The organism is Terrabacter terrae (assembly GCF_039529575.1).
Taxonomy (GTDB): Bacteria; Actinomycetota; Actinomycetes; order Actinomycetales; family Dermatophilaceae; genus Terrabacter; species Terrabacter terrae.
The window spans coordinates 433,315-456,984 of sequence record NZ_BAAANB010000003.1 but is presented as its reverse complement, the minus strand read 5'-3'; the positions used below and the strand labels follow the sequence as shown (position 1 = coordinate 456,984).

Genomic DNA, 23,670 nt, shown 5'->3' with positions numbered 1-23,670 from the left:
CCATCGTGTCACGCGAGCCCTCTACGCTCACACGTGGTCGAGGCGCCCGAGGTCCTCGCGGCAGCGCCGCTCGAACTCGCCGAGCTCCGAGATGGCGTCCTGCACGTCCCGCAGGCGCTGCTCGAGATCCGTGCGCCGCTGGTCGATCTGTCCCAGCACGTACTCGAGCTGCGCGCGCCGCCCCCGCGGAGCATCGAAGAGGTCGATGATCGTGCGGATCTCATCCAGGGGGAAGCCCAGGCGCTTGCCCCTGAGGATGAGCGCCAGCCGGGTGCGGTCGCGGCGGTGGTAGACGCGTTGCGTGCCACGACGCTCGGGCGAGATGAGCCCGAGGTCCTCGTAGTGACGCACCGTCCGATGCGTGACGCCGAACTCCTCGGCGATCTGCGCGATGGTCCACGTCGGCGCGCTTGTCATGCCCTCGATCGTGCTTTACGTTTACGTAAGCGTCAAGCCATCCCACGAGGAGAACACCGATGTTCGAGCTCAGCCAGGACCACGAGGACTTCCGCATGGTCGTCCGCGACTTCGCCGAGAAGGAGGTCGCCCCGAACATCGCGAAGTGGGATGCCGCCGCGTACTTCCCGACCGACCTCGTGCCCAAGATGGGCGACCTGGGCCTCTTCGGGCTCGTCGTCCCCGAGGAGTACGGCGGCGCCGGCGACAGCGGGGACTTCACCAGCCTCTGCGTCGCCATCGAGGAGCTCGGCCGCGTCGACCAGTCCATCGGCATCACGCTCTCGGCCGGCGTCGGCCTCGGCATCAACCCGATCCTGACCTACGGCACGAACGAGCAGAAGCAGCGCTTCCTGCCCGACCTCGTCTCCGGGTGTGCGCTGGCCGGCTTCGGGCTCACCGAGCCCGAGGCCGGCTCCGACGCCGGGGCCACCCGCACCCGCGCCGTCCGGGACGGGGACGAGTGGGTCGTCAACGGCGCCAAGGCCTTCATCACCAACTCCGGCACCGACATCACCTCCGTCGTCACGGTCACCGCCCGCACCGGCACCAACGAGGACGGCTCCCCGCAGATCTCGGCGATCATGGTCCCCGCCGGCACGCCCCGGTTCGTCGTCGAGCCGGCGTACCACAAGCTCGGCTGGCACGTGTCCGACACCCACGGCCTCACCTTCGAGGACTGCCGGGTCCCGGCCGACCACCTCCTCGGTGCGGAGGGCGAGGGCTTCAAGCAGTTCCTCAAGACCCTCGACGACGGCCGCATCGCCATCTCGGCGCTCGCCGTCGGCTGCGCCCAGGCGTGCCTCGAGCTGGCCACGGACTACGCCAAGACGCGCACCGCGTTCGGCCGACCGATCGGGGTCAACCAGGGCGTGTCGTTCCAGCTCGCGGATCTGGCCGTCATGGTCGAGGGCGCCCGCCTGCTGACCTACAAGGCGGCCTGGCTCAAGGACGAGCTGCACGCCGGCAGGCGCTCGGTCAAGCAGGTGAAGCACGCGGCGGCCATCGCCAAGCTCTACTCCACCGAGGCCGCCGTCACGGCCACCCGCATCGCGACGCAGGTCTTCGGCGGCAACGGCTTCATGGAGGAGTACCCCGTGGCGCGCTTCTACCGCGACGCCAAGATCCTCGAGATCGGCGAGGGCACCTCCGAGGTGCAGCGGATGCTCATCGCCCGCGGGCTGGGACTGCCGGCATGAGCGGAGCCGCTGCCGGCCCGAGCTCCCAGGCCGACCCCCGCGTCGCCGACGTCCGCACCCGGCTCGCCGCGGCCCACGCGGCCTCGGCGACCGCGCCCGAGAAGGCCAAGGCCAAGCTCGACGCCCAGGGCAAGATCTACGTCCGCGACCGCATCGCCCTGCTCTTCGACGAGGGCAGCTTCGTCGAGGACGGCCGATACGCCAACGCCCTGCAGCCCGGCCTGCCCGCCGACGGCGTCGTCACCGGGCGCGGCACCGTCGACGGTCGAGCCGCGGTCGTCATCGCGAACGACCCGACCGTCAAGGCCGGCTCCTGGGGCTCGCGCACCGTCGAGAAGATCGTCAGGGCCACGGAGATGGCCTTGCGGGAGGAGCTGCCCATCTTCTGGTTCGTCGACTCGGCAGGCGCCCGCATCACCGACCAGGTCGAGATGTTCCCCGGTCGTCGCGGGGCCGGGCGGATCTTCCACAACCAGGTCGCCCTCTCGGGCAAGGTCCCGCAGATCTGCTGCCTCTTCGGGCCCAGCGCGGCCGGCGGGGCCTACATCCCGAGCTTCTGCGACCTCATCATCATGGTGGAGGGCAACGCCTCGATGTACCTCGGCAGCCCCCGCATGGCCGAGATGGTCGTGGGCGAGAAGGTCTCCCTGGAGGAGATGGGCGGGGCCCGGATGCACTGCACCGTCTCGGGCGTCGGTGACCTGCTCGCCCACGACGACGCCGAGGCGATCGAGCTGGCCAAGCTCTACTTCTCCTACGTCCCCGGCAGCTGGCGCGACCACCCGCCGACGTATGCCGCCGAGTCCCCGGCTGCCCCCCTGACCCGCGAGACGGTCCCCGAGCGCGAGTCCGTCCCCTTCGACATCCACGACGTCATCGAGGGCCTCGTCGACGACGACTCCTTCTTCGAGCTCAAGCCGCTGTGGGCTGCCGAGCTCGTCATCGGCTTCGGCCGCCTCGAGGGGCAGACCGTCGGCATCGTCGCCAACAACTCGATCGTCAAGGGAGGCGTGCTCTTCACCGACAGCGCCGACAAGGCCGCCCGCTTCATCTGGCTGTGCGACGCCTTCAACATCCCGCTCGTCTACCTCGCTGACGTGCCCGGCTTCATGATCGGCTCCGAGGTGGAGCGCGGCGGCATCATCCGGCACGGCGCCAAGATGGTCAGCGCCGTCTCCTCGGCGACGGTCCCGCAGTTCTGCGTCATCGTCCGCAAGGCGTACGGCGCGGGCCTCTACGCGATGGGAGGCCCCGGCTTCGGCCCCGACGCCACCATCGCGCTGCCGACGGCCCGGATCGCCGTGATGGGCCCCGAGGCCGCGGTCAACGCGGTCTACGCCAACAAGATCGCCGAGATCGAGCAGCAGCAGGGGCCCGAGGCGCGCGACCGGTTCGTGGCGGAGCGACGGCGCGAGTACGAGGAGGACGTCGACATCGAGCGGCTCGCCGCCGACCTGGTGCTCGACTCGGTCATCGAGGCCGACGAACTGCGGTCGGACCTCCTCCGGCGACTGGCCTATGCTTCCCGGCGTGACCGCCACTTCAGCGAGCGCCGACGCGCCGTCCCGCCCGTCTGAGGAAGGTCTGGGTCACCGGCTCGAGCACCCCGACCGGGGACTCGAGGCCAGGCAGCCCGTCTGGCGGCGCTTCCCGGTGTGGTTCCCGTTCGCCGTCTTCGCGGTGTCGCGCCTGTTCGTCTGGGTCTCGGCGACGTACCTGTCCCGCTACCAGATCCCGCTGCCCATCGGCACGGCCAACATCCGCATCTTCTACCCCTCCCCGGCGGACCCCGGCTACCTCGCGGTCATGACCGGCTGGGACGGGCAGTGGTACCGCGTCATCGCCGAGCACGGCTACCCCGCGGTGCTGCCCCGCACCGGCTGGGGCGGCATCGACATGAACCCGTGGGCCTTCTTCCCGGTCTTCCCGCTGACCGCGGGACTGATCATGAAGGTCACCGGACTGCCGTTCACCCTGGTCGCCCCGCTGCTCTCGACGGCGATCGGCTTCCTGGCCATGCACCTGCTCTTCAAGCTCGTCGACCAGGCGGTCGGGCGCTGGGAGGCGATGGTCACGGTTGTGGCCACCTGCTTCTTCATCGCCTCGCCGGCCTTCTCCGCCTCCTACACCGAGTCGACGGCGCTGCTCGGCGTGGTGGGTGTCCTGTTGCTGCTGCGCAAGCGGCAGTACTGGTGGGTGGCGCTCGTGCTGCTCGTGCTGTCCCTGAGCCGCAACGTCGTCATCGCGATGGTGCCGGTGATCATCGCGCACGGGTTCGTGCGCTGGCGCCAGGGCGACGAGGGCGACCACCCCTGGAGGTTGCGCGTGGGTCTGGGGGTGCTCGCGGCCTACGCAGGGGCACTCACGTTCCTGTGGCCGACCATCGTCACCATCGCGACGGACACGCCCAACGCCTACAACGACACGATGCTCGCCTGGAACATCGAGACCAAGATCAAGCTCTACCTCTGGTGGGACCTGCTCTACAACTACTGGGGCGTCCTGGGCCAGGTGGCAGGCGTGCTCGGCATCGCGGCCTTCGCGTGGTTCATGCTGAGCCGCAACTCGTGGCGCTGGGGGCCCGAGATCTGGGGCTGGGCCGGCGCCTACCCGGCCTACATCGTCCTCGTCACGAGCACCACGCCGAGCCGCGTGCGCTACGCCCTGCTGGCGTTCCCGATGGCGCTCATCATCGCCTGGTTCCTCCAGCTGCGCTGGTGGCGGCGCTACCGCTACTGGCTGCTCGGGCTCGTCGTCCTCGCGGGGGCGGGCCAGATGTGGTGGTGGACGGAGCACTACCTCGTCGTCGAGAACCTCACCGACGACCTCTACCCCTGACCTGCAGCATCACCCCGCCTCGGGACGCGAGCCGAGGCTGCCGACGACGTCGAACCAGCCGATGCCGGCGTCGGCGAGCAGCTCGCGCAGCAGGGGCAGGCTGAGGCCGACGACGTTGTGGTGGTCGCCCTCGACGGCGGTGACGAACGCGCCGCCGAGGCCGTCGATGGTGAACGCACCCGCGACGGTCAGCGGCTCGCCGGTCGCGACGTAGGCCTCGATCTCCTCGTCGGACAGGGCGGCGAAGTGCACCGTGGTGGAGGCGGTGGCGCCGAGGGTCGCGCCGCCGGGCGCGTGGTCGTCGATCAGCCAGTGGCCGGTGTGCAGCACGCCGGAGCGCCCGCGCATCCGGCGCCAGCGCGTCACGGCCTCGGCCGCGTCGCCGGGCTTGCCGTGCATCTCGCCGTCGAGCTCGAGCACCGAGTCGCAGCCGAGCACGACCATGCCGGCGTCCAGGCGGGCGGCGACGTCCTCGGACTTCGCGCGCGCCAGCAGCAGCGCGATGTCGGCCGGCTCGAGGGGCCCGTAGCGCTCGGTGGCCTCCGCCACGGCCAGGTCCTCGTCGACGTCGCTCACCACGACCAGCGGCTCGATCCCGGCCGCGCGCAGGGTGGCGCGCCGCGCGGGCGACGCCGAGGCGAGGACGAGCTGGACGGTCGGCACGTCGGGGAGGGGGCTCGGCGGCATGACGCCCATCGTAGGGGCGCGAAACGGACGGACGGCGCCGCTCCCCGGGGGAGGCGGCGCCGTCGCGTCGTGGTGACCCTGTCCTCAGAGCTCCTGCAGCACCGCGGCCCGCAGCGTGTCGAGCCCGACACCGCCGACGTCGAGCGCGTTGCGGTGGAAGGTCTTGAGGTCGAAGGCGTCCCCCTCACGCTGTTTGACCTCCTCGCGCAACTGGAGCCAGAGCCGCTCGCCGATCTTGTAGCTGGGCGCCTGGCCCGGCCACCCGAGGTAGCGGTTGAGCTCGAAGCGCAGGATCTTCTCGTCCATGAAGCCGTAGCGCGTGAGGTAGGTCCAGGCCTTGTCGTAGTCCCAGGCCCCGCCGCCGACCTCCTCCGGCGCGTCGAAACCGCAGTGCACGCCGATGTCGATGACGACACGTGCGGCTCGCAGGGACTGCCCCGCGAGCCAACCCATCCGGTTGCCGGGGTCGTCCATGTAGCCGAGCTCGGCCATCAACCGCTCGGCGTAGAGCGCCCAGCCCTCGCCGTGGCCCGACGTCCACGCCTCGAGGCGGCGCCAGCGGTTGAGCAGCTGCGAGCGGTATACGGTCTGCGCCACCTGGAGGTGGTGCCCGGGCACACCCTCGTGGTAGACGGTCGACAGCTCGTTCCAGGTGCGGAACTCGGTGTTGCCCTTGGGCACCGACCACCACATCCGGCCCGGCCGGCTGAAGTCGTCGGAGGGCCCGGTGTAGTAGATGCCGCCGGTCTGGGTCGGGGCGATCATGCACTCGATGCGCTGGACCGGCTCGGGGATGTCGAAGTGGACGTCCTTGAGGTTGTCGATGACCTCGTCGGCGCGCTCCTGCATCCACTCCTTGAGGGCGCCGGTCCCGTGCAGGTGGTACCTCTCGTCCGCGTCGAGGATCTCGACCCCCCGCTGCACCGACGCCCCCGGCTCGAGGCCCTCGGCGATCTCGGCCATCTGCGCGTGCAGGTCGGCGACCTCCTGCTGGCCCCAGCGGTAGGTCTCCTCGAGGTCCACCGTCGCGCCGAGGAAGTAGCGCGACTCCAGCCGGTAGCGCTCGATCCCGCAGGCGTCCCCCTCGGGGGCGTGCGGCAGCAGCTCGCGCTCGAGCCAGTCGGCCATCTGCGAGTATGCCGTCGCCGCAGCCTGCGCGCCCGCGGAGAGGGCGTCGCGCAGGTCGCCCTCGAGCGGCGCACCGTCGACGGTGGCGTCGGCGACGACCTTGGCGAAGTAGCCGTCGTCGGCGACGAGGTCGCGGATCTGCTCGGCGCAGGCGACGACCTGGCGCCTCGGGGAGACCTGGCCACGCTCACGGGCCAGCAGCAGCGACTCCTTGTACCCCTCCAGTGCAGCCGGGATCTTGCCGAGGCGCACCGCGAAGGTGCGCCAGTGCTCGGCCGAGGCCTGCGGCATGAGGTCGAACACGTCACGGACGCTCTGCAGCGGCGACGCGAGGACGTTGAGCGACATCTCGTCGAGCCCGGCGGCATACCGGTCCTCGGCGAGCTGCAGGCGCTCGGTCATCGCGGCGACCGTGACGGCGTCGACGTCGTCGGCGGGGGTCGCCGCCGCCAGCTCGGCGAGGGTGCGGCGGCGCAGGTCGGAGTGGGCGGCGTTGCCCGCGGGGGAGAGGTCGTCGAGGTCCTCCTCGCGGCCGGGCACACCGAGGTAGGTGGCGTTGATCGGGCTGAGGTCGACGGCGGCGTCGAAGTACGCCTCCGCGATGCGGTCGACGTCGGTCTGCGGCCGCGTGCTGTGGGTGTTGGTCGTCACGCGGCGAACGTAGCCGAGGGCCCGGTCGCATGCCAGCGCATTGCCCCGGGGCGAGGCCCGTGCTGAGTGGCCCGTGCTCAGTCGCCCTTCTTGCCCTTGTCGCCGGGCTTGCCGGGTTTCTTCGAATCGCTCGACGGGTTGGCGCCGGTGCTGCTCGTGTCGCCGGCAGCCACCACGAGCACCACGACGCCGTCGGTGGTCGGCTGCCCGGAGGCGGGCCACGTGGCGACCACCTGGCCGGCGCCGGCGGCAGCGGGGATCGTGACCTGCGTGACGCGTACGTCCTTGGCGTCGATGCGCGACATCGCGTCGTCCGCGTTCGTGCCGACGAGCCCGTCCGGGACGACGAAGCTCGAGTTGACCTGCGCGGGCGCGTTGGCGCGGCTGACGACGAGGGCGACGGTCTGCCCCTTCGTCAGCGGCTGCCCCGGCGCCGGGTAGCTGCCGAGGACGGCGTCGTTCGGCTGGGAGGAGCGCACGAGCACCCACCGCACGTTGACGCCGCGCGAGATGAGCGCGGACACGGCTGCCTCCCGGGACTGTCCGACGAGGTCGGCCGGGACCGTGTTCCCGTCGGCCGGCGGCGCGGTCGTCGTGGGGGCTGCCGAGGAAGGGCTGGGAGCGGTGGTGGCGGAGGCTGACGGGCGGGTGCCGGGAGACGCCGCCGACCGCGTCTGCGGCTGGCGCAGCAGCACGACGACGAGGGCCGCCACGAGCAGGACCACCAGTCCGGCGAGGCCCCACACGAGCGGGCTCGGCCCTCGTCCCCGTTGCGGCCGACCGGCAGAGCGTGACGTGGCCGTCGCCTCCGGGGCGTCGACCGACGGGTGGGCGGCGGCGTCGGCTGAGGGGTATCCGGGTGCGGCGCCGGCGGAGGCGGCGCCCGCCCCCGCGCCGAGGCCCACACCGGCACCCGCCAGCCCGGCGCCGAGCGCGGGCATCACGGCGGTGCCGCCGGCCGCACCGCCGGCGGCAGCATCGACGACCGTGCGGTCGTCGTCGCCTGCGGGGGTCGGGCGTCCGGCCGCGGCGGTCGCGGGCACTGCCTGGGTGGCCGCGGCTGGAGCGGGGCCGCGAGGGTCTCGTCGCAGGTCCTCGGCCACGTCGAAGGCCGCCGTGGCGTCGTCCACGGGCATCGCGCGGGTGGCGGCCTCGGCGCGCTGCTCGTGCGCGCGTAGGGCAGCGGCCATGGCGTCGGCGTCCGGGTAACGGTCGCGGGGCGACTTCGCGGTCGCCCGGGTGACGACCTCGTCGAGGTTCGCAGGCAGGCCGGCCACGCGGGAGCTGGGCAACGGCATCGGCTCGTCGAGGTGGCGCATCGCGATCGCGACGGGGGTGTCGCCGTCGAAGGGGACGGCGCCGGTCAGCATCTGGAACAGCAGGATGCCGAGCGAGTAGAGGTCGGTGGCCGAGCTCGTCGCGTGGCCGCGGGCCTGCTCCGGTGCGACGTAGGCAGCCGTCCCCATGACGGTGCCGGTCTCGGTGAGCGAGGCCTGCCCGAGGGCTTGGGCGATGCCGAAGTCGGTGACCTTGACGGTGCCGTCGGGGCGAACCATGACGTTGCCGGGCTTGATGTCCCGGTGGACGACGCCGGCCCGGTGGGCGGCGGCGAGCGCCGCACACACCTGCTCGGCCACGTGCACCGCGTCGGCGGGCGTCATCCGGCCGCCCTCGCGCAGCAGGCGCGAGAGGTCCGACCCCTCGACGTGCTCCATGACGATGAAGTGGGCCGACCCGTCGACGCCGTAGTCGTAGACCTGCGCGATGTTCGGGTGGGAGAGGGCCGCGGCCGTCAGGGCCTCGCGACGGAAGCGCTCGACGAAGTCCGGGGAGTCCGCGTACACGGGGGCGAGGACCTTGACGGCGACCCGGCGACCGAGCCGCTCGTCGGTCGCGAGGTGCACCTCACCCATGCCCCCGACGGCGATGCGCTCGAGCAGCTGGTAGCGCTGGGCGAGGCGGACGGAGGGGGAGGAGTCGACGGACATGGGCAACGAGCCTAAGGGACCCACCTGCGACTGGGCGAACCGAGCGGGCCCGCGCGGACCCGTGGCCGGGCCTCCGGCAAGGGCGACCACGGGCCTGTCGTCACGAGACGAGCGCGTACATGAAGTAGCGGTCGGCGGTGGACTTGATGGGGGCGGTGACCGTCGAGCGGTAGACGACGGTGGTGCTGCACGTGGGGGTCACGCGCTTCTTGGTGACGACGAACCGCTTGGAGGCCTTGTACTGCTGCAGGCGCTTGGTCTGGCCACTCGGGACGTTGAGCGTGCAGGTGAAGGACTGGGTGCCGCTGTAGCCCGCTCCGACCGTGATGCCGAGCGACGTGCTGGCCTTGGCGAAGACGACGCCCGCCTCGGCGGAGACCGTCGCCGTCATGGAGGCCTGGACGTTCCAGGTGCGGCCCTTGGTCAGCGACACGGAGCCGGCGCACCGGGCGCTCACCGCGGAAGGCCGGTGCTCCTCCAGCCGCCGTGCCGTGCCGACGGGCCGACCAGCTGCCAGGAGGGGTCGGCCCACGGGGAGCGGGTGGGCTCGGCGGCCGCCTCGTCGTCGCCGAGGGCCGAGAGCACCACGACGAGCGCGGCGAGCTCCTCCGGGGTCGGGCTCCCGGACACGTGGATGGCGGCCGTCGTGGCGCTCGCCGTGGGTGCCTGGGTCGGGTCGGCGCTCACAGCGGGATGTTCCCGTGCTTCTTGGGCGGCAGCGTCTCGCGCTTGTTCTGCAGCGCCCGCAGTGCGCGGGTCACGTTCATCCGGGTGTTCGAGGGGCTGATGACCGTGTCGATGTAGCCGCGCTCCGCCGCGATGTAGGGGTTGGCGAGCGTCTCCTCGTAGTGCGTCACGAGCTCCTGGCGCTGGGCCTCGACGTCGCCGCCGTCAGCAGCGGTCGCGGCCAGCTCCTTGCGGTAGAGGATGTTGACGGCGCCCTGGGCGCCCATGACGGCGATCTGCCCGGTCGGCCAGGCGAGGTTGATGTCGGCGCCGAGGTGCTTTGAGCCCATGACGTCGTAGGCGCCGCCGTAGGCCTTGCGGGTGATCACGGTGATCTTGGGGACGGTGGCCTCGGCGTACGCGTAGATGAGCTTGGCGCCGCGGCGGATGATGCCGTCCCACTCCTGGCTCGTGCCGGGCAGGAAGCCGGGCACGTCGACGAAGGTCAGCACCGGCACGTTGAAGCAGTCGCACGTGCGCACGAAGCGGGCCGCCTTCTCCGAGGCGTCGATGTCGAGACAGCCGGCGAACTGCAGCGGCTGGTTGGCCACGACCCCGACCGACATGCCGTCGATCCGGGCGAAGCCGGTGACGATGTTGGGCGCGAAGAGCGGCTGCACCTCGAGGAAGTCACCGTCGTCGACGACGTGCTCGATGACCTGCTTCATGTCGTACGGGACGTTGGGCGAGTCGGGGATGCACGTGTCGAGCCAGCGGTCCTCGTCGGTGACGGTGAGGTCGGCCTCGCCGACGCCGTAGGCCGGCGGGGTCTCCAGGTTGTTGCTCGGCAGGTAGGACAGCAGTGCCTTGACGTAGTCGATCGCGTCCTGCTCGTCGGTGCCCATGTAGTGCGCGACCCCGGACTTCGTGTTGTGGGTCTGGGCGCCACCGAGGTCCTCGAAGCCGACGTCCTCTCCGGTGACCGTCTTGATGACGTCAGGTCCGGTGATGAACATGTGCGAGGTCTGGTCGACCATGACGGTGAAGTCGGTGATGGCGGGCGAGTAGACGGCGCCGCCCGCGCACGGACCCATGACGAGGGAGATCTGCGGGATGACGCCGGACGCCCGGACGTTGCGGAAGAAGATGTCGCCGTAGAGGCCGAGGGAGACGACGCCCTCCTGGATGCGGGCCCCACCGGAGTCGTTGAGCCCGATGACCGGGCAGCCGATCTTCATGGCGAAGTCCATGACCTTGACGATCTTCTCGCCGAACACCTCGCCGAGGGAGCCGCCGAAGACGGTGAAGTCCTGCGCGAAGACGGCCACCTGCCGCCCGTCGACGGTGCCGTAGCCGGTGACGACGCCGTCGCCGTACGGCCGGTTCCTCTCCTGCCCGAACTGGGTGCTGCGGTGCCGGGCGTACTTGTCCATCTCGATGAACGTGCCCTCGTCGAGGAGCATCTCGATGCGCTCGCGGGCCGTCTTCTTCCCGCGCGCGTGCTGCTTCTCGACGGCCCGCTCGGACCCAGCGTTGGCGACCTCCTGGACGCGGCGCTTGAGGTCCGCGAGCTTGCCCGCAGTGGTGGTGAGGTCGGGACCGGTCGCCCCTGCCGGGTCGGAGGTGCTGCTCTGCTCGGGAGTGGTGGTCGGCTGCTCTGCCACGGCGTGCTCGAATGCCATGCTCGGCACTCTAGCCTTGTGCGCGTGCGCAACCCGCTCGACTCGGACTCTGTCAGTGCGGCCTTGGTCACGTCCGGGCGACCGTGGCGCGAGGTCGAGCTGCACCCCGCCCTCGGCTCCACCAACACGCGGCTCCGCGAGCTGCTCACCACGCCCTCCGGGCCGCCGAGGACGTATGCCGTCGGGCCGGCCGACGACGTGCCGGGGCTCTGGTGGGTCGTCCTCACCGACCACCAGACCGGGGGCCGCGGGCGGCTGGGCCGCGCCTGGACCGTCCCCGACCGTGCGTCCCTCGCCGTCAGCGTCGCGGTGCCGGTGCCGGACCCGTCGCAGGCCGGCTGGATGCCGCTGCTGGCCGGGCTGGCGCTGTCCCGTGCCGTGCGCGAGGTGACCGAGGCGGCCGGGCACCCGCTCATCCCGCGGCTGAAGTGGCCCAACGACGTGCTGCTCGCCGACGACGGCGACCGGAAGGTCAGCGGCATCCTCTGCGAGCTCGTCGCACACGGCTCGGGACGGGCGCACGCCGCAGGACAGGCGGTCGTAGTGGGGACCGGCGTCAACGTCGACCAGACCCGCGAGGAGCTGCCCGTCGACACGGCCACCTCCCTCGCGCTCGCGGGAGCGACGGTACGCCGTGAGGACCTGCTGGTCGCCTACCTCGACCACCTCGTCACGGTCCTGCCGGGTGCCGGTGGCTCCACGGGTCCGCAGGCGCCCACGGTGGCGGAGGCAGCCGCGGCGCGGACGGCATACCGGCAGGCCTGCTCGACCGTCGGCCTGCACGTGCGAGTGCACCTGCCGACCGGCGACGCGGTGGAGGGCACGGCCGTCGGCGTGGACGACGACGGGGGGCTGCTCGTGCGCACCGAGCAGGGCACCCGCGCCTTCGCCGCCGGGGACGTCGTGCACGTCCGGAAGGCCTCCGGAGGGCTGGCATGATCGGGGCATGACCGAGCCCGGCAGCCTTGGCGCAGAGCCGGCGAGGCGGCCGAGCGACGACTACACCGAGCAGCTGCTCGGGCGTCCGCTGGAGCTGCGCCGCCGCGACGTGAGCCGTGCCGCCGAGGTGTCGCTGCTCTCGGCGCGCAAGTTCTGGCACGCCCTCGGCTTCCCGGTGGTCGACACCGACGACGAGCTGTTCACCGAGGCCGACCAGAAGGCCCTGACCGCGGTCGCCGGCATCGTGCGCGACGGCCTCCTCGACGAGCAGACCGCCCTGGCCATGACGCGCGCCTTCGCCCGCTCGGCCGACCGCCTCGCCGGGTGGCAGTCGCAGCTGATCGCCGAGGCCGTCGAGGCACACATGACGGCCGCGCTCGGCGACGAGGGGGAGGCCGCCGAGGGGGAGACCCGGTCGGTGCCGAGCATCGAGACGGCGACCGAGACGGCCAAGCGCCTCTCGGTGCTGACCGACCGGCTCGAGCCGCTCCTCGTCTACGCCTGGCGCCGTCACCTGTCCGCGACCGTCTCGCGCATGCTCGCCGACGCCGACCCCGAGTCCTACGGCATGACGAAGATGCGCTCGGTCGGGTTCGCCGACCTCGTCAACTTCACGGCCCTGGTGCGGCGCATGTCCGAGCGCGACCTCGCCCGGCTCGTGTCCCGCTTCGAGGCGCTGTCGGCCGACGTCATCACCGCCCACGGCGGCCGGCTCATCAAGACCGTGGGCGACGAGGTGCTCTTCACGACCATGGGGGCCGCTCCCGCCGCCGCCATCGCGCTCGACCTCGTCGAGGCGATGGCGCAGGACGACGTGCTCCCCGACGTGCGCTGCGGCATGGCGCGCGGCCCGATCATCTCCCGCCTCGGCGACGTCTTCGGCACCACCGTCAACCGCGCCTCCCGGCTGACCGCCGTCGCGCAGGCCGGCACCGTGCTCGTCGACGCGACGATGGCGCGCGAGCTCGCGAGCCTCTCGGGCTTCGAGCTGACCGGCCAGCGCCGGCGGATCCTGCGCGGCGTCGGGCCGGTGACCCCCTCGCTGTTGCGACGCGCGACGTCCCCGGCGAGACGCTCCACCTCGCCCGTGGCGGCTCCCGAGGTCGCCGGCTCCTCACCCTCGACACCGTGGGCACCCTGGGCGCCCCAGCCGTCCCGTCCCGCGCGCTCCCACCCCGACTCGCGCACCGACACCTGACCCAGAAGGAGACCCGCCGTATGCCGTCAACGCCGACCGCGCCGGACGCCGCCGCGAGCGAAGGGGCCCAGCAGCCCGCCCTCGTGCGCCTCGAGCGCTTCGAGACGCCCGAGCTCGCGCACGTGGCCGAGATCGTGCTCGACCGCCCGGAGGCGATGAACGCCGTCTCGACGGCCATGGCCCGGGCCATCACGGCCGTGACGGCCGAGGTGGCCGCCGACGAGTCCGTGCGCTGCGTGGTGCTGACGTCGAGTCACGAGAAGGCCTTCTGCGTCGGCGCCGACCTCAAGGAGCGCAACTCCTTCACCGACGCGGACCTCATGGCGCAGCGCCCCGTGGCCCGCGCGGCATACGGCGGGGTGCTCGGCCTGCCGGTCCCGGCGATCGCCGCGGTGGACGGCTTCGCCCTGGGCGGCGGCTTCGAGCTGGCGCTCTCGTGCGACGTCGTCGTCGCGGGGGAGGGCGCGACCGTCGGGCTGCCCGAGGTGGGCGTCGGCGTGATCCCCGGCGGCGGCGGCACCCAGCTGCTCGTGCGCCGCATCGGCTGGTCGCGGGCCGCCAGGGCGATCTTCAGCGCCGCCCGGCTGCCGGCGCGTGAGGCGCTCGAGCTCGGAGCCGTCGACGAGGTCGTGCCGGCCGGGGCCGCTAGGGACCGGGCGCTCGAGCTGGCTGCCACCATCGCCGCCAACTCGCCGGTCGGGCTGCGCAGCGCCAAGCGCGCCATGCGCCTGGGCGCCGACGTCGACCTCGCCGCCGGGCTCGAGATCGAGGACGCGTGCTGGCGGGCCACCGCCTTCTCCGGCGACCGGCGCGAGGGTGTGGCCGCCTTCGCCGAGAAGCGTCGACCGGTGTGGCCGGGACGCTGAGCGCGACCGGCACCGTCGACCCGTCGGCTGCACGACGCGGGCGCACGATGTCGTGAGGCCGCCGAGGTGCAAATCGGGCCTTTGTCGATAGGCTCACGACGGTCGGCGCGCCCCTGAGCCGGCAGACCTTTTGAGGACGGTGACATGACCCGAGTGCTCCTGGCGGAGGACGACACAGCCATCTCCGAGCCGCTGGCGCGCGCGCTGCGGCGCGAGGGCTACGACGTCGACGTGCGCGAGGACGGCCTCGCGGCGCTGGACGGCGCCAAGGAGAACCCCGACCTCGTGCTGCTCGACCTCGGCCTGCCCAAGATCGACGGCCTGGAGGTGTGCCGCCGCATCCGCGCCGAGGGCCGGACCATCCCGGTCCTCATCCTCACCGCTCGCGCCGACGAGGTCGACACGGTGGTCGGGCTCGACGCCGGTGCCGACGACTACGTCACCAAGCCGTTCCGGCTCGCCGAGCTGCTCGCCCGCGTGCGAGCCCTGCTGCGCCGCACCCCCACCGAGCCGGTCGCGTCCGGCGAGCTCGTGCGCATCGATTCCGACGGTCGCCGCGCCTGGTTCAAGGGGGAGGAGCTGCAGCTGACGGCCAAGGAGTTCGACCTGCTGCGGGTCCTCGTGCGCGAGCAGGGCAAGGTCGTCTCCCGCGAGCAGCTGATGCGCGAGATCTGGGACACCGCGTGGTTCGGCTCCACCAAGACCCTCGACATGCACATCTCCGTCCTCCGGCGAAAGCTCGGGGACGACGCCACCTCCCCGCAGTACATCGCCACGGTCCGAGGTGTCGGCTTCCGCTTCGAGCGCCCCCCGGCGGAGTGACGATGCGCGGCGTGCTCGACCGGTTGGCCCTCGTCGTGGCCGCCGTCTGTGCTGGGCTGTCCGTGCTGTTGTCCACCGCCGTGGTCGCCTGGGCGCTCACGCAGCGCCCCGGCGCGGTGGGCCAGATGGTCTCCTCCGGGCCGTCGGTGGGCGTCGCCCGGTTCGCTGCCGCGATGCTGGTGGTGGGAGTCCTGAGCGGCGCGGTGGCCTACGTGCTCACCGCGCGGATCCGGGCGCACGTCGAGGGCTCGTCGCGTGACCTGGTGGAGCTCGCGACCCGCTTCGCCGCGGGGGAGGCCCGCCTCTCGCCCGTCCACTCCGACATCGAGGAGATCGACCTCGTCTCGGGCGTCATGACCCGGCGCGCACACGACATGACCAAGTCGCTCGCCGCCGAGCGCGACTTCGCCGCGGACGCCTCGCACCAGCTGCGCACGCCCCTGACCGCCCTGCTGATGCGCCTCGAGGAGATCTCCGAGACCGACGACGCCGAGGTGGTCAAGGAGGAGGCGACGATCGCGATCGCCCAGGTCGAGCGCCTCACCCGGGTCGTCGACGACCTGCTCGGGCGGACGCGCGGCGCGGGCGGCCCCGCCCCGGCCGTGTCGCTCGACTCCGTCATCGCGGCCCTCCAGCGCGAGTGGCAGCCCGCGTTCGAGCAGGCCCGCCGGTCGGTGCGCGTGCGCGGCGAGCGCGGCCTCTTCGTCCGCTCGACGCCGGTCGCGCTCTCACAGGTCCTCTCCACGCTGCTCGAGAACTCCCTCGTCCACGGCCGCGGCACCGTCGACGTCCACGCCCGGCGGTCCGGGCCGTCGGTGATCGTGGAGGTCAGCGACCAGGGCGACGGCGTGCCCGCCGCCATGGCGCCCCACATCTTCGAGCGCTCCGTCAGCAGCGGCGCCGGCGGCAGCACCGGCCTCGGGCTCGCGCTCGCCCGCGACCTCGCCGAGTCCAACGGCGGCCGCCTGGACCTCGTGCAGGCCCAGCCGGCGAGGTTCGCGCTGTTCCTCTCCGAGGCGGAGACCGACTGACGGCTCCGGGCGCCCCGTACGACCTTCGTCCGGGATGCCCGGGCCACCTGCGCCGCACCGGTCCGAAGCAGCCCGGAACTCCCCGCTCTGCGGGATAGGGTGCCCCGGTGAGGCGCCTGCATGAGTACCTGTTCGTGCGCCACCGGCACAACTGGCTGCTGCTGCTCCGGTTCGCGGTGGTGGGCGCCTCCGGCGTGCTCGTCAACCTGCTCACGCTCGTCGTCGTCAAGAAGCTCGGGCCGAGCTTCGACCAGGCGATCGTGGGTCTGCCCGGCACCGAGTTCAACGTCCGGTGGTACCACCTCTACTCGACCATCGCCTTCCTCGTGGCCAACCTCTGGAACTTCCAGCTCAACCGGTCGTGGACGTTCCGCACGAGCCGGCACGCCCGCTGGTGGCGCGAGTACTGGCCCTTCCTGGCCGTGGGCCTGCTCGGTCAAGTGGTCGGACTGGTGCTGCTGACGATGCTCATGCACCTGGACTCGCCGATCCACCTCTCGCCGGCCCTGCTCGACGACTCCACCGGCTTCCGGACGCGGCTCTACTGGGCGCAGCTCATCGTCATCGCCGTGGTCACGCCGGTCTCCTTCGTGCTCAACAAGGTCTGGACCTTCGCCGCCGTGCGCACCAGGCACCCCGAGCTCGCCGACCCGGCCCAGGTCGAGGTGGTGCTCACCGAGGACGACACGGCCGGTGCGGACCAGCCCGCCGGGGCCCTGCGGCAGTCGGGCCGGCACGACCCCGTCGGCTGACGCGCACTAGGCTTGGCGGTCGTGAGCCAGCCCAAGCGCGCCCCCGGAGGATTCCCCGTCGTCGGCGTGGTCGGCGGCGGACAGCTAGCCCGCATGATGCAGGGCCCGGCCGTCGAGCTGGGCATCCAGCTCTCGGTGCTCGCCGAGAGCGACACCGCTGCCGCTGCCCTCGTCGTGCCGAGCTCGCCCGTCGGCGAGCACACCGACTACGAGGCGATCCGTGCCTTCGCCGAGCACTGCGACGTCGTGACGTTCGACCACGAGCACGTGCCACCCCACGTCCTCGAGGCCCTGGAGGCCGACGGCGTGGCGCTGCACCCGTCGCGAGCCGCGCTGCACTTCGCGCAGGACAAGCTCGCCATGCGCGAACGACTCAGCGCACTCGGCATCGCCTGCCCCCGCTGGACCCGCGCCACGACCGCCGACGAGGTGACGAGCTTCGGCGACGCGGTCGGCTGGCCCGTCGTGGCCAAGACCCCGCGTGGCGGCTACGACGGCAAGGGTGTCGCGATCGCCTCGTCCGCCGACGACCTCGCCGACTGGATCGGCCGCATCGGCGAGCCGGGCCCCCTCGAGGGCGGGCTCCTGCTCGAGGAGAAGGTCGGCTTCGTGCGCGAGCTCGCCGTCCTCATCGCCCGCAGCCCCTCGGGCCAGGCGGCTGCGTGGCCGGTCGTCGAGACGGTCCAGACCGACGGCATCTGCACCGAGGTCCTGGCCCCCGCCCCCGCCCTCGACGCCGACCTCGCCTCCGTGGCCACCGAGGCCGCGCTGCGCATCGCCGGCGAGCTCGGGGTGACGGGGGTGCTCGCCGTCGAGATGTTCGAGGTCCCCGCCCCCGACGGTGGCTCCTCCTACGTCGTCAACGAGCTGGCCATGCGCCCGCACAACAGCGGGCACTGGTCGATGGACGGCGCCGTGACGGGCCAGTTCGAGCAGCACTTGAGGGCCGTGCTCGACCTGCCGCTCGGCGACCCGCGCCCGCGGGCGCCCTGGACCGTCATGGCCAACGTGCTCGGCGGAGACTACGAGCACCTCTACCCGGCATACCGGCACATCATGGCGCGCGACCCCGGCGCCAAGGTGCACGTCTACGGCAAGGGCGTGCGTCCCGGCCGGAAGATCGGGCACGTCAACGTCAGCGGCGCGGACCTGCAGGACGCACGCGAGCGCGCCGGCCACGCGGCCGACTACCTGCGAGGAGTGATCACCGAATGACCGCCGACACCGAGATGGTCGGGGCCCCGGCTCCCGTGGTCGGGATCGTCATGGGCAGCGACAGCGACTGGCCCGTGATGCGCGAGGCGGCCCGGGCGCTCGAGGAGTTCGACATCCCCTACGAGGCCGATGTCGTCTCGGCCCACCGCATGCCCGGCGAGATGATCGCCTACGGCCAGGGGGCCGCTGCCCGGGGCCTGCGCGTCCTCGTCGCCGGCGCCGGGGGAGCAGCGCACCTGCCGGGCATGCTCGCCTCCGTGACACCGCTGCCCGTGGTCGGGGTCCCCGTGCCCCTGAAGTACCTCGACGGCATGGACTCGCTGCTCTCGATCGTGCAGATGCCGGCCGGCGTGCCGGTCGCGACGGTCTCGATCGGCGGGGCGCGCAACGCCGGCCTGCTGGCCGCACGGATCGTCGGGACGGGCAGCGACGAGCTGGCCGGCGACGTGCGCGAGCAGATGGTCGCCTTCCAGGCGGAGCTGCGCGACCAGGCCCACGCCAAGGGCGTCAAGCTGCGCGACGAGGTCGCGCGCGGGCTGGACTGAGCCTCCGCCGCGCCACGGCTCAGTCGGGCAGCGCCAGGAAGCCGCGCACGACTGCGGTGAACACGGCGGGCTGGCTCGCGTGGACGAGGTGTCCTGCGTCGATGCGTACGAGCCGGCCGTCGACGACCGTCTCGGCCAGCTCCCTGACGTGCTCGCTCGGCATCGGGCTGCTCGGACCACCCCAGACGACGAGCGTCGGTGCCCGGATGCCCGCGACGACGTGGGGCCAGTCCGGGTCCGGGTGGTCGATCTGCGCTCGGACCTGCAGCACCGCCTCCCAGTCGAACGCCAGGTCGCCGTCGGGTCGGGTCGGGGGCCGCGGCTCGCGGGGGTGCGGCACCGGCACGTCCTCGAGGACGAGGCGGTGGACGAGCTCCGGTCGTCTGCTGGCCACGAGGCAGGCGACGAGCCCACCGAGCGAGTGGGCGACGAGGTCGAGGGGGCGACCGTGCTCGGCGGCGAGGGCGGCCGCGACGGCCTCGACGTCGTCCGCCAGCTCGGTCAGGGCGTAGCTGCCGGGCCACGGGCTCGAGCCGTGGCCGCGCAGGTCGACGGCGACGACGAGCCGGTCGCTCGCGAGCTCCTCCGCGACCTGCGTCCAGTCGGCCGAGGTGTCGCCCGTCGCGTGGACGAGGAGCGCGGGCGGCCGCGCACCGGGGCTGCCCCAGTGCTGTGAGTGCAGGCTGACCACGGCCACCGTCGGCTCAGTCGGTGACGGCGTTGGCGCCGTCGCCCGGCTGGATACGGGGGTACTCGATCTTCGGGCAGGTGTCCATGACGACGGCCAGGCCGGCGGCCTCGGCCCGAGCCGCGGCGTCCTCGTCGACGACGCCGAGCTGCAGCCACAGCGCCTCGATGCCGAGCCGCTCGCGCTCGGCGATCGCCTCGTCGACCACCTGACCCACCCGTTCGCTGTTGACGAAGCAGTCGACGACCTTGACCACGGTGCCGTCCGGGATGTCGGCGAGCGTCGCGTAGCCCTGCCGGCCGTGCACCTTCGCAGCGCTCGGGTGCACCGGAACCAGCCGCAGCCCGAGCTCACGCTGGAGCCACAGCGAGACCGCGTATGCCGTCCGGTCGGGGTTGGCGCCGAGGCCCACGACGGCCCAGGTGGCCGGCGTGTGGAGCAGGTCGCGGATGACGGCAGGGTCGTTGCGGTGCGCGCTCATGGCGCCATCCTCACACGCATGGGAGGTCCGGCCTGTCCGGCCCTCGCCCAGAAGGCCGTGGTTGGATGGGCGGATGCGATTTGGAATGTTTGTGCCCCAGGGCTGGAGGATGGACCTCGTCGGCATCGAGCCGGCCCAGCAGTGGGAGGCCATGGTCAACCTCGCCAAGCACGCCGACGACGGCGACGTCTTCGAGTCGATCTGGGTCTACGACCACTTCCACACGGTCCCGCAGCCGTCGGACGAGGCGACGCACGAGGCGTGGTCGCTGATGGCCGGCTTCGGCGCCGCCACGAGCCGCGTCCGTCTGGGCCAGATGTGCACGTGCATGGCCTACCGCAACCCTGCCTACCTCGCCAAGGTCGCCGCCACCGTCGACGTCATCTCCGGTGGTCGCACCGAGATGGGCATCGGCGGCGGCTGGTACGAGCACGAGTGGCGCGCCTACGGCTACGGCTTCCCGAAGGTCGGTGACCGTCTCGGCGCCCTCCGCGAGGGCGTGCAGATCTTCCGCGACATGTGGACCAAGGGGTCGGCCACGCTGGACGGGAAGTACTACCAGGTCGACGGCGCCATCTGCGCGCCCCGTCCCCTGCAGGGCACGAGCCACCCGGGCAGCGCGATCAACGGCATCCCGATGTGGATCGCCGGCGGCGGCGAGAAGGTGACGCTGAAGATCGCGGCGCAGTACGCCGACTACACCAACTTCGACGGCAGTGCCGACGGCTTCGACCACAAGAGCGAGATCCTGAGGGGCCACTGCGACGACCTCGGCCGCGACTTCGGCGAGATCGTCCGCTCGGCCAACTACAACGTCGTCATCGGCGAGACCGAGTCCGACGTCGAGGACCGCCTGAAGTTCAACGGCGAGCTGCTGCGCAGGGGCGGCGTGCCCGACGCGAAGGTCGAGGAGCACGTCGAGGGCCTGCGCCGCCAGCCGGCCGTCGGCACGTCCGAGCAGATCGTCGAGGTCCTCAAGGACATGCAGTCGCGCGGCATGACGTATGCGATCACCTACTTCGGTGAGGCCGCCTACGACCGCTCCGGCATCGAGCTGTTCGAGGAGAAGGTCGCCCCCGAGCTCAAGGGCTGATCCCCTCCCAGCCCTCGTCGGGTCGATGTGTTCTGCGGCCCTCCGTGACCGTGGAACACATCGACCCGTTCTGCTACCAGGCGGTCCAGCCGCCGTCGACCGCCACGACCTGCCCGGTGACGTATGCCGACGCGTCCGAGGCGAGCCACGTGACCACGCCGCGGAAGTCGTCCTCGGTGCCCATCCGGCCCAACGGCGTGAGCCGCTCGTAGCGCTCGACGAACGCATCGTCCTGGCCGCGCGCGATGCCGCCGGGGGCGAAGGCGTTGACCCGCACGTGCGGTGCCAGCACGGTCGAGAGATAGCGCGTCAGCTGCGCGAGGCCGCCCTTGCTGGCGGCGTAGGCGGCCGGGTTGCCCATCCGGGTGCCCTCGTAGAGACCCATGTTCGGCCCGACCAGCCCGTAGATGCTCGACACATTGACCACGCTGCCGTGACCGCCGGCACGCAGCAGGGGGGCGAGGCGACGGGTCAGCGAGAAGGGCGCGGTCAGGTTGAGGCCGAGCGCCATCGCGAAGGCCTCGTCGGTCTGCTCCTCGAACGGGACGGCATACCCGGGCACCCCCGAGGTGCCGGTGAAGGCGGCGTTGTTGACGAGCACGTCGCAGGCACCGAGGTCGGTGACGGCCTCGACGACGTGGGACAGCCCCTGCGGGTCGAGCAGGTTGGCGCCCAGGGCCAGGTGGCCCGAGCCGTGCAGGTCGTTCGCCGTTGCGGCACAAGCGGACTCGTCGAGGTCGACGACCACGACGCGCGCCCCGGCCGAGGCGAGGGCGTCGGACAGGACACGGCCGAGCGGGCCGGCTCCGCCGGTCACGACGGCGGTGCGTCCGCTGAGGTCGGTGGTCGGTTCACTCGTCATCGGGCGTCCTCCGGGGCAGTCTCGGTGTCGGTCTCGGTGCCGGTCTCGAGCCACGGCAGGGAGATGAGGCCGGCGTCCACGAGCGCCTCGATGAGCCGGAACTCGTAGTCGTCGTCGATCGAGAACGCCTGGGCCTCGGGGATCTCGAGACCTTCGTGGGTGCCCTCGTCGAACCACGAGGACTCGAGGCGGCGGACGAAGTCGGCCCGCCAGAGGTAGAAGTTGCCGTTGATCCTCAGGAAGCGCGTGACCTCCTGGCGGCGGGTCACGCCGGCGCCGGACTCGAAGAAGCGGGTCAGGGCGCCGTCACGTTCGTCGTCGGGGCGCACACCGACCCAGACCGGGTTGAAGGTCGGCTCGGAGACGCTGATCACTCCGTCGAGGGCCGGCTTCGCCACCAGGCGGCGCACCGCCTCGGCCAGCTGCGCGGGCGCCCGGGCCGGGCTCGTCGGGTCGAGCAGGAGGACGGCGTCGTATGCCGTGTCCTCCTCGCGCTCGACCCACTCGAGGGCGTGGCGGACCACCGGGGCCATCGGGGTGTCGTCGGCGGCGAGCTCCGCCGGGCGCAGGAAGGGCACGTCGCCGGCGTGGGTTCGGGCGACGTCGGCGATCTGGGCCGAGTCGGTCGTGACGACGCACCTGGTCACCTCGGGCGTCAGCGCGGCGGCGCGGATGCTGTGGGCGAGGAGCGGCAGGCCCCGGAGCGTCCGGATGTTCTTGCCAGGCAGACCCTTGGAGCCCCCTCGCGCGGGGATGACGGCGAGCACGCGCGGCCTCGGGTCGGTCACGAGTCGTCCTCCGTGTGGTCCTCGGCGTCGTGCTGGGTGTCGTGCGGGGGGTCGGTGGCGGGGGTGGTGCAGCGTCCGTCGAAGGCGCGGGCCTCGTCGCAGAGGCGGACCGCGGCGACGCCCTCGGCGAGGTTGGCGGGGGCTCCCCGCGGGATGCGCTGCTGTGCCGGCGCCCAGGCGCGCAGCTCGAGCGCGGCCCGTGCCTGCGTGCCCATGACGATGTCACGGTCGAGGTCGTGGTCGAAGACCTGCTCCGTCACGTCGCCGTCGGGGGTGGTGTGCCGGATGGTGGCCCGGACCACGTCCCACTCGAGGATGCCGGCGGGGGAGTGGACGACGACGCCGCGGGTCGTGGGACGGGTGGTGTAGTCGAGGCGCGCCGTGATGTCGAAACGACCGGCCGCCCACAGCAGGGTGGCCGCCTGGTCGGCCGCGATGTCCAGCGGACCGCTCGTCGCGACCCGAGCCCCGACCAGCGTGGGCGCACCGAAGAGCACTGTGGCGTAGTCGATCTCGTGGACGAGGTCGCGCAGGACCCCACCTTCGTCCGGGCGGGCGGAGTAGGACTCCCGGTAGTCGCGGGCGGGTCGCCAGTCGGGCAACCACGACTGCGACCAGACGTGGGCCGACCCACCTTCGTCGAGGCGGCCCACCAGGCGGTGCAGGTGCCGGAACGCCTCGTGGGCGCGCAGGGGAGCCGCGACCCACACGTCCCCAGACCGGGGGTGCTCCGTCAGGGCCGTCGCGTCATCCGCCGTCGTGGCGACGGGCTTCTCGACGAGGACGGCGGTCGCTCCGGAGTCCAGCGCCTGGAGCGCGTCGGCGACGTGGCGGGAGGTGTCGGTCGCGACGACGACGAGTGCATCCCGCAGCGCCGCGGGTCCGGTCGAGTCGTCGAGCAGGCGCGCTCCGGTCGCCTCGTCGACGGCGTCGACAGAGTCGGGGCCGAGGCCGCGGTCGCGGACCGGCCAGAGGGCCACGTCGGCACCCTCCTGGCGGAACACCCGCGCGTGGCGCTGACCGATGGAGCCGGCGCCGCGCACGACGACGCGCAGCGAGGACGGCGACAGGCTCGGCATCCCTGCAGGCTAGAGG

At 72.4% G+C, this 23,670-nt stretch carries 24 protein-coding genes; 12 read left to right on the top strand and 12 right to left on the bottom strand.

Going from position 1 to position 23,670, the window contains the following annotated elements; translation table 11 throughout:
* Positions 1-27: 27 nt before the first annotated feature.
* A complete protein-coding gene (locus ABD194_RS07510; protein WP_343989586.1) occupies positions 28-417 on the bottom strand; it encodes a MerR family transcriptional regulator in 390 nt (129 codons plus the stop codon).
* A 59-nt stretch (positions 418-476) separates the two neighbouring features.
* On the opposite strand from ABD194_RS07510, the gene ABD194_RS07505 reads away from it, so the two are divergent.
* Genes ABD194_RS07505 through ABD194_RS07495 form a run of 3 tightly spaced genes read left to right on the top strand, consistent with a single transcriptional unit; the run spans position 477 to position 4,493 of the window.
* Positions 477-1,655, top strand: a complete 1,179-nt coding sequence (locus ABD194_RS07505; protein WP_343989584.1) for an acyl-CoA dehydrogenase family protein — start codon at positions 477-479, stop codon at positions 1,653-1,655.
* A complete protein-coding gene (locus tag ABD194_RS07500) occupies positions 1,652-3,232 on the top strand; it encodes an acyl-CoA carboxylase subunit beta (RefSeq protein WP_343989582.1) in 1,581 nt (526 codons plus the stop codon). Before ABD194_RS07505 ends, ABD194_RS07500 begins: the two co-directional genes overlap by 4 nt.
* On the top strand, positions 3,186-4,493 hold the full coding sequence (locus tag ABD194_RS07495) for a hypothetical protein (protein WP_343989580.1): 1,308 nt from the start codon (positions 3,186-3,188) through the stop codon (positions 4,491-4,493). Before ABD194_RS07500 ends, ABD194_RS07495 begins: the two co-directional genes overlap by 47 nt.
* Positions 4,494-4,502: 9 nt before the next feature.
* On the opposite strand, the gene ABD194_RS07490 is transcribed toward ABD194_RS07495, so the two are convergent.
* From ABD194_RS07490 to ABD194_RS07465, 6 genes are all read right to left on the bottom strand, one after another.
* Complete coding sequence (locus tag ABD194_RS07490; protein WP_343989578.1) at positions 4,503-5,180, bottom strand: Maf family protein; 678 nt, start codon at positions 5,178-5,180, stop codon at positions 4,503-4,505.
* A gap of 84 nt (positions 5,181-5,264) precedes the next feature.
* Positions 5,265-6,959: a DUF885 domain-containing protein gene (locus ABD194_RS07485; RefSeq protein ID WP_343989576.1), complete on the bottom strand. Its 1,695-nt coding sequence runs from the start codon at positions 6,957-6,959 to the stop codon at positions 5,265-5,267.
* Between the two features lie 77 nt (positions 6,960-7,036).
* Complete coding sequence (locus ABD194_RS07480; protein WP_343989574.1) at positions 7,037-8,947, bottom strand: protein kinase domain-containing protein; 1,911 nt, start codon at positions 8,945-8,947, stop codon at positions 7,037-7,039.
* Positions 8,948-9,047: 100 nt separating this feature from the next.
* Positions 9,048-9,404 (bottom strand): hypothetical protein, encoded by a 357-nt coding sequence (locus ABD194_RS07475; protein WP_343989572.1) that lies wholly within the window; start codon positions 9,402-9,404, stop codon positions 9,048-9,050.
* Entirely contained in the window at positions 9,401-9,634 is a 234-nt protein-coding gene (locus tag ABD194_RS07470) for an acyl-CoA carboxylase subunit epsilon (protein ID WP_343989570.1), read from the bottom strand. The genes ABD194_RS07475 and ABD194_RS07470 overlap by 4 nt, the downstream gene beginning before the upstream one ends.
* Positions 9,631-11,295, bottom strand: coding sequence for an acyl-CoA carboxylase subunit beta (locus ABD194_RS07465; RefSeq protein WP_343989568.1), 1,665 nt, complete (start codon positions 11,293-11,295; stop codon positions 9,631-9,633). The genes ABD194_RS07470 and ABD194_RS07465 overlap by 4 nt, the downstream gene beginning before the upstream one ends.
* A gap of 24 nt (positions 11,296-11,319) precedes the next feature.
* On the opposite strand from ABD194_RS07465, the gene ABD194_RS07460 reads away from it, so the two are divergent.
* From ABD194_RS07460 to purE, 8 genes are all read left to right on the top strand, one after another.
* Positions 11,320-12,234: a biotin--[acetyl-CoA-carboxylase] ligase gene (locus tag ABD194_RS07460; protein WP_343989566.1), complete on the top strand. Its 915-nt coding sequence runs from the start codon at positions 11,320-11,322 to the stop codon at positions 12,232-12,234.
* A 7-nt stretch (positions 12,235-12,241) separates the two neighbouring features.
* A complete protein-coding gene (locus ABD194_RS07455) occupies positions 12,242-13,432 on the top strand; it encodes an adenylate/guanylate cyclase domain-containing protein (RefSeq protein ID WP_343989564.1) in 1,191 nt (396 codons plus the stop codon).
* 20 nt (positions 13,433-13,452) lie between these two features.
* Positions 13,453-14,298: an enoyl-CoA hydratase/isomerase family protein gene (locus ABD194_RS07450; protein ID WP_343989562.1), complete on the top strand. Its 846-nt coding sequence runs from the start codon at positions 13,453-13,455 to the stop codon at positions 14,296-14,298.
* Positions 14,299-14,442: 144 nt separating this feature from the next.
* Positions 14,443-15,120, top strand: coding sequence for a response regulator transcription factor (locus ABD194_RS07445; protein ID WP_343989561.1), 678 nt, complete (start codon positions 14,443-14,445; stop codon positions 15,118-15,120).
* 2 nt (positions 15,121-15,122) lie between these two features.
* Entirely contained in the window at positions 15,123-16,151 is a 1,029-nt protein-coding gene (locus tag ABD194_RS07440) for a sensor histidine kinase (RefSeq protein ID WP_343989560.1), read from the top strand.
* Positions 16,152-16,258: 107 nt separating this feature from the next.
* Complete coding sequence (locus ABD194_RS07435) at positions 16,259-16,903, top strand: GtrA family protein (protein WP_343989558.1); 645 nt, start codon at positions 16,259-16,261, stop codon at positions 16,901-16,903.
* Between the two features lie 21 nt (positions 16,904-16,924).
* Positions 16,925-18,118, top strand: a complete 1,194-nt coding sequence (locus tag ABD194_RS07430) for a 5-(carboxyamino)imidazole ribonucleotide synthase (RefSeq protein ID WP_343989556.1) — start codon at positions 16,925-16,927, stop codon at positions 18,116-18,118.
* Positions 18,115-18,663, top strand: coding sequence for a 5-(carboxyamino)imidazole ribonucleotide mutase (gene purE, locus ABD194_RS07425; protein ID WP_343989554.1), 549 nt, complete (start codon positions 18,115-18,117; stop codon positions 18,661-18,663). Before ABD194_RS07430 ends, purE begins: the two co-directional genes overlap by 4 nt.
* Positions 18,664-18,682: 19 nt before the next feature.
* Here the strand turns inward: purE and ABD194_RS07420 are convergent, their stop codons facing one another.
* Both ABD194_RS07420 and ABD194_RS07415 read right to left on the bottom strand, forming a co-directional pair.
* The gene (locus tag ABD194_RS07420; protein ID WP_343989552.1) at positions 18,683-19,360 is read right to left on the bottom strand and encodes an alpha/beta fold hydrolase; all 678 of its coding nucleotides are present in this window, start codon (positions 19,358-19,360) and stop codon (positions 18,683-18,685) included.
* Between the two features lie 7 nt (positions 19,361-19,367).
* Complete coding sequence (locus ABD194_RS07415; RefSeq protein WP_343989549.1) at positions 19,368-19,832, bottom strand: CoA-binding protein; 465 nt, start codon at positions 19,830-19,832, stop codon at positions 19,368-19,370.
* A gap of 73 nt (positions 19,833-19,905) precedes the next feature.
* On the opposite strand from ABD194_RS07415, the gene ABD194_RS07410 reads away from it, so the two are divergent.
* Positions 19,906-20,925 carry an LLM class F420-dependent oxidoreductase gene (locus ABD194_RS07410; RefSeq protein WP_343989547.1) on the top strand — a complete coding sequence of 340 codons (1,020 nt, stop codon included), beginning with the start codon at positions 19,906-19,908 and terminating at the stop codon, positions 20,923-20,925.
* 73 nt (positions 20,926-20,998) lie between these two features.
* Here the strand turns inward: ABD194_RS07410 and ABD194_RS07405 are convergent, their stop codons facing one another.
* From ABD194_RS07405 to ABD194_RS07395, 3 genes are read right to left on the bottom strand one after another with little or no spacing between them, the layout of a single operon-like run.
* Positions 20,999-21,787, bottom strand: coding sequence for an SDR family oxidoreductase (locus ABD194_RS07405; protein ID WP_343989545.1), 789 nt, complete (start codon positions 21,785-21,787; stop codon positions 20,999-21,001).
* Positions 21,784-22,575, bottom strand: a complete 792-nt coding sequence (locus ABD194_RS07400) for an acylneuraminate cytidylyltransferase family protein (RefSeq protein WP_343989543.1) — start codon at positions 22,573-22,575, stop codon at positions 21,784-21,786. The genes ABD194_RS07405 and ABD194_RS07400 overlap by 4 nt, the downstream gene beginning before the upstream one ends.
* Positions 22,572-23,654: a Gfo/Idh/MocA family protein gene (locus ABD194_RS07395; protein ID WP_343989541.1), complete on the bottom strand. Its 1,083-nt coding sequence runs from the start codon at positions 23,652-23,654 to the stop codon at positions 22,572-22,574. The genes ABD194_RS07400 and ABD194_RS07395 overlap by 4 nt, the downstream gene beginning before the upstream one ends.
* Between the last annotated feature and the right edge of the window lie 16 nt (positions 23,655-23,670).

Excerpts from the sequence above, each read along its gene's own strand:
- ABD194_RS07510 (WP_343989586.1), bottom strand. The coding sequence starts at position 417 with ATGACAAGCGCGCCGACGTGGACCATCGCGCAGATCGCCGAGGAGTTC.
- ABD194_RS07505 (WP_343989584.1), top strand. The coding sequence starts at position 477 with ATGTTCGAGCTCAGCCAGGACCACGAGGACTTCCGCATGGTCGTCCGC.
- ABD194_RS07500 (WP_343989582.1), top strand. The coding sequence starts at position 1,652 with ATGAGCGGAGCCGCTGCCGGCCCGAGCTCCCAGGCCGACCCCCGCGTC.
- ABD194_RS07490 (WP_343989578.1), bottom strand. The coding sequence starts at position 5,180 with ATGCCGCCGAGCCCCCTCCCCGACGTGCCGACCGTCCAGCTCGTCCTC.
- ABD194_RS07480 (WP_343989574.1), bottom strand. The coding sequence starts at position 8,947 with ATGTCCGTCGACTCCTCCCCCTCCGTCCGCCTCGCCCAGCGCTACCAG.
- ABD194_RS07465 (WP_343989568.1), bottom strand. The coding sequence starts at position 11,295 with ATGGCATTCGAGCACGCCGTGGCAGAGCAGCCGACCACCACTCCCGAG.
- ABD194_RS07455 (WP_343989564.1), top strand. The coding sequence starts at position 12,242 with ATGACCGAGCCCGGCAGCCTTGGCGCAGAGCCGGCGAGGCGGCCGAGC.
- ABD194_RS07450 (WP_343989562.1), top strand. The coding sequence starts at position 13,453 with ATGCCGTCAACGCCGACCGCGCCGGACGCCGCCGCGAGCGAAGGGGCC.
- ABD194_RS07445 (WP_343989561.1), top strand. The coding sequence starts at position 14,443 with ATGACCCGAGTGCTCCTGGCGGAGGACGACACAGCCATCTCCGAGCCG.
- ABD194_RS07440 (WP_343989560.1), top strand. The coding sequence starts at position 15,123 with ATGCGCGGCGTGCTCGACCGGTTGGCCCTCGTCGTGGCCGCCGTCTGT.
- purE (WP_343989554.1), top strand. The coding sequence starts at position 18,115 with ATGACCGCCGACACCGAGATGGTCGGGGCCCCGGCTCCCGTGGTCGGG.
- ABD194_RS07415 (WP_343989549.1), bottom strand. The coding sequence starts at position 19,832 with ATGAGCGCGCACCGCAACGACCCTGCCGTCATCCGCGACCTGCTCCAC.
- ABD194_RS07410 (WP_343989547.1), top strand. The coding sequence starts at position 19,906 with ATGCGATTTGGAATGTTTGTGCCCCAGGGCTGGAGGATGGACCTCGTC.
- ABD194_RS07405 (WP_343989545.1), bottom strand. The coding sequence starts at position 21,787 with ATGACGAGTGAACCGACCACCGACCTCAGCGGACGCACCGCCGTCGTG.
- ABD194_RS07395 (WP_343989541.1), bottom strand. The coding sequence starts at position 23,654 with ATGCCGAGCCTGTCGCCGTCCTCGCTGCGCGTCGTCGTGCGCGGCGCC.